This window comes from Vibrio thalassae (assembly GCF_900089835.1).
Lineage (GTDB): Bacteria > Pseudomonadota > Gammaproteobacteria > Enterobacterales > Vibrionaceae > Vibrio > Vibrio thalassae.
The window spans coordinates 67,311-74,766 of the sequence record NZ_OANU01000014.1; the positions used below are offsets into that span (position 1 = coordinate 67,311).

Consider the following 7,456-nt stretch of genomic DNA (forward strand, 5'->3'; position numbering starts at 1 on the left):
TATATTGACGATATCCTTTATTATGAATAATGGCTGTACTTTTGTTATTTAAAGCAAGTACAGGAGTTATCTAGTGTTCTAATGTGATGTGTTGTAATTAGCTTGGTATTATTTATTGAATTGCCAATGTGTCTTGTATACATGCATTTTTCTATGTAATCTAACAAGAAAAAGTGAATAGGCCCATTTTAAAGGGGCGCGTAGCTTAGTGGATTCTCTAGCTTTGAGCTTCACTAGTTGGTGTTTCCATATAACACGCAATTATCCAGTGTTCAATTTCAGTGTTTTCTAGTAACGCCGTAGATCAGGGAAACCGTATGAAGGTCGTTGATATATAAGGGCTGCGGTGATGCTTAAAATTAGTTACCAATGCCTCATTACTCTCAGTTTTCAAATGTAACCCAATGAAATCTAAGTTCGTCTTGTAGATCATTCCTGTTGTTTTGTAATAGCTCCTAGACAATATAGGAGCTTAAATATGAGCGAGTTAACCAACCCATTTATGCACTTCCAAATCATTAAAGACTATCGACAAGAAAGCAAAGTAGAGCACAAATTATCAGACATTATTTTGTTGACAATTTGTGGCGTTTTGTCGGGGCATGACGGTTGGGATGGCATCATTGATTTTGGCAATGCTCGCTTAGATTTCCTTAAACGATATGGTCACTTTGAAGCTGGTATTCCCTCTGCGGATACGCTGGCTCGTGTGATGGGTATGATTAATTCTGCAGCGTTGCAAAGAAGCTTTATTGCCTGGATGAAGGACTGCCATACACTGACGGATGGTGAAGTCATTGCCATCGACGGCAAAACATTACGTGGCTCTTATGACCGCTCGAAAGGCAAAGGAACGATTCACATGGTGAACGCTTTTGCGACTGCGAATGGAATGAGCATTGGGCAACAGAAGGTTGATTCTAAGAGTAACGAGATTACCGCGATCCCCAAGCTGCTTGAGCTATTAGGCGTAAAAGGCTGTTTAGTTACTATTGATGCCATGGGATGCCAAAAGAAAATAGCGCAGAAAATCCTCGATAAAGAAGCGGATTATTTGTTGGCAGTGAAAGGCAATCAGGGAATGTTAGAACAAGCCTTTGATGATTATTTTCGTATGGATATGCTTCAAAACTTCGATGGCAGCTCTTACAGCACACAAGAAAAAAGTCACGGACGAATGGAAACGAGAGTGGCTTTAGTGAATCGTGATTTGTCGGTTTTGGGTGATATTGAACATGAATGGCCTGAGTTAAAAACGATGGGTATCGTGGCTTCAATTCGACAAGAATCGGCTGTAGCAACAGAGCAAGATGTGAGTATTCGATACTACATATGCTCTAAAGACTTAGAAGCTCAAACGTTACTTGAAGCGACACGTTCTCACTGGGGTGTAGAGGTGATGCACTGGTCTCTTGATACTGCATTTTGCGAAGACAATTCTCGCATTAGAGCAGACGATCGCGCAGAGGCTTTTGCAATGATCAGACAGATGTGTTTGAACCTATTAAAGAGCGAAACCACCTTTAAAGGTGGTATTAAACGCAAGCGTATGAACTGCGCAATGGACGAAAACTACCTAAGTAAGGTTCTTGTAAGCTTTACGTGACGGTGATGTTCATGCGGTTTCCGTGCGCCGTAGATAAATTGTAGGGCCAACGATGAGTAATCTGTGTCTCTTTTACATTTGATATAAAAGTTAACCAACATTATTCTGCTAACAGTTTGTGCCGAGTTTTTGGTTAAGACGGCTGGAAAGCGATTAGCCTTTAAGATATAGGTAAGTTGGACTTCTTGAAGTGATTTATTGATTTTGGTAATGCTATTCCTTCTACGTCGACAATAGTTAAAGCGAAGCGGATGGTTAGTGCGTCAGAAATTACGGTGAGTTGTCACGTTAGCTCAATGGATTTAGAGGCTAGGGAATTGTTAAGTTCGAAGGATTCACACTGGTTAATAGAGTCGCTACACTGGTTCTCTCATACGTGAAGGTGCTTGTCGGAAAAGGGTGGACGAGATTACCGAGGATTTAGCAAGGAGCGAACAGCCTGCCGAAGAGTTTAACGACTTTGAAAGCGAAAATTAAGCACAAAAGAGAGTTGTGTGATGGATTCTGAGTACCTTTTGAGGGGTCTGACAAGCCTTTATTGACAGCGGTGTTCATGATTTTTTCGTCACTAGATTGTATTTATTAAATTTACTGCAAAGTGTGTATTTAGAGACACGTTAATTAGAGAAATTAAGATGAAGTATTTAGTAACAGGTGCTGCTGGCTTTATAGCTGCTGCGGTTTCCCACCGGCTATGTGAGATGGGGCATACTGTCATTGGTATTGACAATCTGAACACATACTACGACGTAAACTTAAAGCTTGAAAGATTGCAAACTTTAAGAGTTCATCAGAACTTTGCTTTCCGTACTCTCGATCTATTTGAGAAAACGGCAGTTGCCTCGTTATTCCAAGTCGAACAGTTTGACAAGGTAATTCACCTTGGTGCACAAGCTGGTGTTCGTTTTTCTTTGGAAAACCCCCACACATACTCGGATGCCAATCTAGCAGGACATATTAATATACTAGAAGGGTGTCGTCACAATAACATTCAGCATTTGGTATATGCATCGAGTAGTTCTGTTTACGGAATGAATAAGGAGCAGCCTTTTAGAGAGTCTCATGCGGTAGATCATCCAGTCTCGTTGTATGCAGCAACCAAGAGAGCCAATGAACTGCTATCTCATACATACTCACACCTTTATGGTATCCCGACCACGGGGTTGCGATTCTTCACCGTATACGGTCCATGGGGGCGACCAGACATGGCGCCATTTAAATTTACGAAAGCTATTGCAGAAGGTAAAGCGATAGATGTGTACAATCACGGTGATATGTACAGAGACTTCACGTATATTGATGATATCGTGGAAGGAATTATTCGTATTCAGGATGTTATACCAACAAAAGATGAAGCTATGCGTAATACGCCTAATGTAAGCGATGCACCATACTCTATCTACAATATTGGAAACGGTTCACCGGTTCGCTTGATGGATTTTATAAATGCGATCGAAGAAGCATTAGGTGTAGAAGCGAAAAAGAAATTCATGCCAATGCAACCTGGTGATGTGCCATCAACATGGGCATCTACAGAAGCATTATATAAAGCAACAGACTACAAGCCAAATGTTGACATAAAAACCGGCGTAAGTAATTTTGTTGCTTGGTACAAAGATTATTACAAGGCTTAAAGAGTTATTATGAAAATTACAATCGCAGGAACTGGCTACGTTGGTTTGTCTAATGCTATGCTACTTTCACAACATAGTGAAGTAGTTGCGCTTGACGTAATCCCTGAGAAGGTTGAGTTGCTTAACAGTAAGCAATCACCAATTGTGGATGCAGAAATTGAAACCTTTTTGAGAGAAAAAGATCTAAACTTTACAGCCACTCTTGATAAGGAGCTTGCTTATCGGGGAGCAGATTTTGTCATCATTGCAACACCTACAGATTATGATCCCGACACGAATTACTTCAATACTAAATCAGTGGAAGCGGTAATTGCAGACGTCTTACACATAAACCCTGATGCGACTATGGTTATTAAGTCAACAGTCCCAGTTGGCTTCACAAAGAGTGTCCGTGAAAAGTTTGATACTCAGAATATCATATTTTCTCCTGAGTTTTTACGTGAAGGGACAGCTCTATTTGATAACTTGCACCCGTCTCGAATTATAGTTGGTGAGCGCTCCGAGCGAGCAAAAGTGTTTGCAAATTTGCTAATAGAGGGCGCGGAAAAGAGGAATATTGATGTGCTCTTTACCGATTCAACTGAAGCAGAAGGCATTAAATTATTCTCAAACACCTACTTAGCTATGCGTGTAGCCTATTTCAACGAGCTCGATACTTATGCCGCGACTCACGACTTGGACTCAAAGCAGATAATTGAAGGTGTCGGCTTAGACCCTCGTATTGGCAGTCATTATAATAACCCTTCGTTTGGATATGGAGGCTATTGTTTGCCTAAGGATACTAAACAGCTGCGTGCAAACTTTGACGATGTTCCCAACAATTTGATTGGTGCTATCGTAGATGCCAATACTACCCGAAAAGACTTTATTGCAGACAGTGTCCTAAAACGTAACCCGAAAACAGTGGGTATCTATCGTCTTATCATGAAGTCTGGTTCCGACAACTTTCGAGCATCAAGCATTCAAGGCATCATGAAACGCTTGAAAGCGAAAGGTATTGAGGTGGTGGTTTATGAGCCAGTGCTTAAAGAGTCAGAGTTCTTCCACTCAGAAGTGCTGACCAATTTGGTAGAGTTTAAGTCTCGCTCCGATGTTATCGTCTCCAATCGCATGGCGGAAGAGTTATTAGACGTAAAAGACAAAGTCTATACGCGAGACCTATTTAATGGCGATAAGTAATCTGATCATGGAATGCCGAAATACTAAACCAAAGTTCTTTATGTAACAGAATAATATAGGACACCCATAGATTTGACGCCCTCGCAATCTCCAACTAGGCTTACTTTACTTGTTTAGATTTTGCTCACTGGTGGTCAGGATGACTCAAGCTCGTTCAACTCAAATCTCCCTTCAAGACACGGCGTACTATCACTGCATTTCACGGTGTGTACGCCGTGCTTTTTTATGTGGCGAAGATGCTTACTCAGGAAAAAGTTTTGAGCATCGACGGCTATGGTTGGTAGAACGCATGCGCTTGCTAAGTCAGGTCTTTGCCATTGATGTGTGCGCGTATGCCATTATGTCCAATCACTATCATTTGGTGCTGCATGTCGATACCGCTACCGCAAACTCTTGGAGTGATGAAGAGGTGGCTCAGCGTTGGACTACGTTATACAAAGCACCGCTGCTAGTCACTCGTTGGTTAAATGGCGAGTTAAAGTCGAAAGCTGAAACGCGCAAAACACTTGAGCTCATAGATGATTGGCGCGAACGATTGACGGGTATCTCTTGGTTTATGCGTAACATCAATGAGTATGTCGCCCGTGAAAAAATAATATCGGACACCCATAGATTTGACGCCCTCGCAATCTCCAACTAGGCTTACTTTACTTGTTTAGATTTTGCTCACTGGTGGTCAGGATGACTCAAGCTCGTTCAACTCAAATCTCCCTTCAAGACACGGCGTACTATCACTGCATTTCACGGTGTGTACGCCGTGCTTTTTTATGTGGCGAAGATGCTTACTCAGGAAAAAGTTTTGAGCATCGCCGGCTATGGTTGGTAGAACGCATGCGCTTGCTAAGTCAGGTCTTTGCCATTGATGTGTGCGCGTATGCCATTATGTCCAATCACTATCATTTGGTGTTGCATGTTAATACGGCTAATGCAGAGTCTTGGAGTGACGAAGAGGTCGCTCAGCGTTGGACAGCCTTATACAAAGCGCCTTTGCTCGTGAGCCGTTGGCTCGGTGGTGAGTTAAAATCTAAAGCTGAAATCAATAAAACGCTTGAACTTATTGACGAATGGCGTGAACGACTGCAAGACATTTCTTGGTTTATGCGTAACCTCAATGAGTTTGTGGCCCGTGAAGCCAATAAAGAAGAAGGCTGCAAAGGTCGGTTCTGGGAAGGTCGCTTTAAGTCTCAAGCCTTGTTGGATGAAAAAGCGCTGCTGAGCTGCATGGCGTATGTGGACTTAAACCCCGTTAGAGCCGATATGGCGCAATCACTTGAAGAGTCGGAGTTTACTTCCATTTATGAGCGTGTCCATTCAGTGGCTTGTAAAGGGGATAAAAGAAAAGGCGAGTTGGTCTCTTTACCCGCTAAAGGCTTGGCTGGTTTTTTAGGGAATGAGCGACAAATGCAGCCATCGGCTTTTTCCCAAATAGGTGGAATTGAGTTTTCGTTGTTGGATTATTTAGCGCTAGTAGAAACGCTGGGCCAGATGGTACGGCCAAACAAGCGTGGTTATATTCCGCCATGTGATAATACGATTCTTGAACGGCTCAATATGAATGCCGAAGAGTGGCTTAAACTCTCAGAAAACTTTGGGGGCAAATTTCGCTGTGCTGTTGGGTCTGCTAAAGAACTGGAAAGTTATGCGCAACACACCAAAAGGGCTTGGGTATCAGGTAAAGCGTCAATGAGTGCCTGTAATTTCTAGGGTGTCCAAGGGTTGTATTTCTATACATTGTGAAATAAAGCACGCTATTATATCATCATTTAATTAACCCCTGACGAATTCGATGCAAGCATAGAACGGCTTGTTGCTCTTCACTTTTGATGGTGACAAAGCGAGTTTTAGGTCGGGATACGGCTTCACAAATTGCTTCGGCATCATTGGCATCGTTTTTTTCATTTTGTCGGTAGGGGATAACAAACTTAGATGCCATGATTTTTGGAGTATGCCCAAGCTTTAATAGCTGTCTCGCCCAATGATGGGCACCAGAGCAAGCTTCCATCCCGATTAAACAGGGAGGTATATTGGCGAACGTGTCTAATAGCTTGTTTCGCTTAACGGTTTTGCGTAGTACGCACTTGCCATATTGATCAACGCCATGAATACTAAATACATTCTTGGCGAGGTCGATGCCAATGGTTTGGATGGTAGACATGGAAACCTCCATATATTGAGCGTGTATTTGGAAAGTATGGCACGCGGGTGGTTAGGAGAGGGAGTCCATATCATTCGTTAGCCGTTTCCAAAATATTCAACCAATGTAAAATTTGCCAAATGAGTAAAAAGGGTGTAATTTTTACTCGTGGTTAAATTTGAATTTGATGAAAACAAAAGCAGGTCAAACTTTGAGAAACATGGAATTGATTTCTATACAGCTCAAGGTTTGTGGAACGATTCTGATCTCATAGAGATCCCTGCAAACACAAGCGATGAGCCTAGGTGTTTGGTTATCGGTATGCTCAATGGCAAGCATTGGTCTGGTGTCATTACATATCGCGGATTAAATATTCGGATCATTTCAGTCAGACGTTCACGTAAAGCGGAGGTGAACTTATATGAAAGCGCATGAGTTTGATGCCAAGTTTGAAAGTGACGATGACATTTTAGGTGATCTAGATTTATCTAAAGTTAAGCGTCCGATGCAAAAACAGAAACGAGTCAATGTTGATTTCCCTGCCTGGATGTTAGAGTCATTAGATCGTGAAGCAAGTCGAGTTGGCGTTACTCGACAGTCGATAATTAAAGTTTGGTTAGCTGAAAGGCTTGAAAATGTAGCCCATCACCACACTTCAAACTAAACGGCTAACAAACGTTTAAGGTTTCAAGATGTGATTACCGAGGGAGGTTGACGGTCTAATTACCGAAGGACTCTGTCATAGTCTTATTAATAGTAGTCAACCTTGACAGTTCTGCTCTTATTCGATAATTGATGCCTCGGCACGAGCTTGCCGTAACTCTCTTGTATTCAGCTTTTCTTCAAGCCAGATGCTCCTTACTGTTGAGTGACTAATCGAGATGTTAAATCGCTTTCTCATCT

7 protein-coding genes and 1 pseudogene are annotated in these 7,456 nt (G+C 42.1%); 7 read left to right on the forward strand and 1 reads right to left on the reverse strand.

From position 1 onward, the window contains the following. Positions 1 to 478: 478 nt before the first annotated feature. The 5 genes from VTH8203_RS07385 to VTH8203_RS07405 all read left to right on the forward strand — a co-directional run bounded on the left by VTH8203_RS07385 (position 479) and on the right by VTH8203_RS07405 (position 6,123). Positions 479 to 1,606 (forward strand): ISAs1 family transposase, encoded by a 1,128-nt coding sequence (locus VTH8203_RS07385; RefSeq protein WP_096993085.1) that lies wholly within the window; start codon positions 479 to 481, stop codon positions 1,604 to 1,606. 635 nt (positions 1,607 to 2,241) lie between these two features. Further along, positions 2,242 to 3,240: an NAD-dependent epimerase gene (locus VTH8203_RS07390; protein ID WP_096993086.1), complete on the forward strand. Its 999-nt coding sequence runs from the start codon at positions 2,242 to 2,244 to the stop codon at positions 3,238 to 3,240. Positions 3,241 to 3,249: 9 nt separating this feature from the next. Then, the gene (locus VTH8203_RS07395; protein WP_096993087.1) at positions 3,250 to 4,419 is read left to right on the forward strand and encodes a nucleotide sugar dehydrogenase; all 1,170 of its coding nucleotides are present in this window, start codon (positions 3,250 to 3,252) and stop codon (positions 4,417 to 4,419) included. Positions 4,420 to 4,558: 139 nt separating this feature from the next. Beyond that, entirely contained in the window at positions 4,559 to 5,059 is a 501-nt protein-coding gene (locus tag VTH8203_RS07400; RefSeq protein ID WP_096993088.1) for a hypothetical protein, read from the forward strand. A 41-nt stretch (positions 5,060 to 5,100) separates the two neighbouring features. Next, positions 5,101 to 6,123, forward strand: a complete 1,023-nt coding sequence (locus VTH8203_RS07405; RefSeq protein WP_096993089.1) for a transposase — start codon at positions 5,101 to 5,103, stop codon at positions 6,121 to 6,123. A gap of 58 nt (positions 6,124 to 6,181) precedes the next feature. Here VTH8203_RS07405 and VTH8203_RS07410 read toward each other — a convergent pair. Further along, a pseudogene (locus tag VTH8203_RS07410) lies at positions 6,182 to 6,574 on the reverse strand (IS110 family transposase); the annotation flags it as partial. Between the two features lie 147 nt (positions 6,575 to 6,721). Between VTH8203_RS07410 and VTH8203_RS07415 the strand changes: the two are divergent. Then, a complete protein-coding gene (locus VTH8203_RS07415) occupies positions 6,722 to 6,988 on the forward strand; it encodes a BrnT family toxin (protein ID WP_096993090.1) in 267 nt (88 codons plus the stop codon). Further along, complete coding sequence (brnA, locus tag VTH8203_RS07420; protein WP_017051371.1) at positions 6,975 to 7,217, forward strand: type II toxin-antitoxin system BrnA family antitoxin; 243 nt, start codon at positions 6,975 to 6,977, stop codon at positions 7,215 to 7,217. The genes VTH8203_RS07415 and brnA overlap by 14 nt, the downstream gene beginning before the upstream one ends. Positions 7,218 to 7,456: the final 239 nt, after the last annotated feature.

What these genes read in the sequence shown, in the direction of transcription:
- VTH8203_RS07385 (WP_096993085.1), top strand. Translation starts at nt 479, where the DNA reads ATGAGCGAGTTAACCAACCCATTTATGCACTTCCAAATCATTAAAGAC.
- VTH8203_RS07390 (WP_096993086.1), top strand. Translation starts at nt 2,242, where the DNA reads ATGAAGTATTTAGTAACAGGTGCTGCTGGCTTTATAGCTGCTGCGGTT.
- VTH8203_RS07395 (WP_096993087.1), top strand. Translation starts at nt 3,250, where the DNA reads ATGAAAATTACAATCGCAGGAACTGGCTACGTTGGTTTGTCTAATGCT.
- VTH8203_RS07400 (WP_096993088.1), top strand. Translation starts at nt 4,559, where the DNA reads ATGACTCAAGCTCGTTCAACTCAAATCTCCCTTCAAGACACGGCGTAC.
- VTH8203_RS07405 (WP_096993089.1), top strand. Translation starts at nt 5,101, where the DNA reads ATGACTCAAGCTCGTTCAACTCAAATCTCCCTTCAAGACACGGCGTAC.
- brnA (WP_017051371.1), top strand. Translation starts at nt 6,975, where the DNA reads ATGAAAGCGCATGAGTTTGATGCCAAGTTTGAAAGTGACGATGACATT.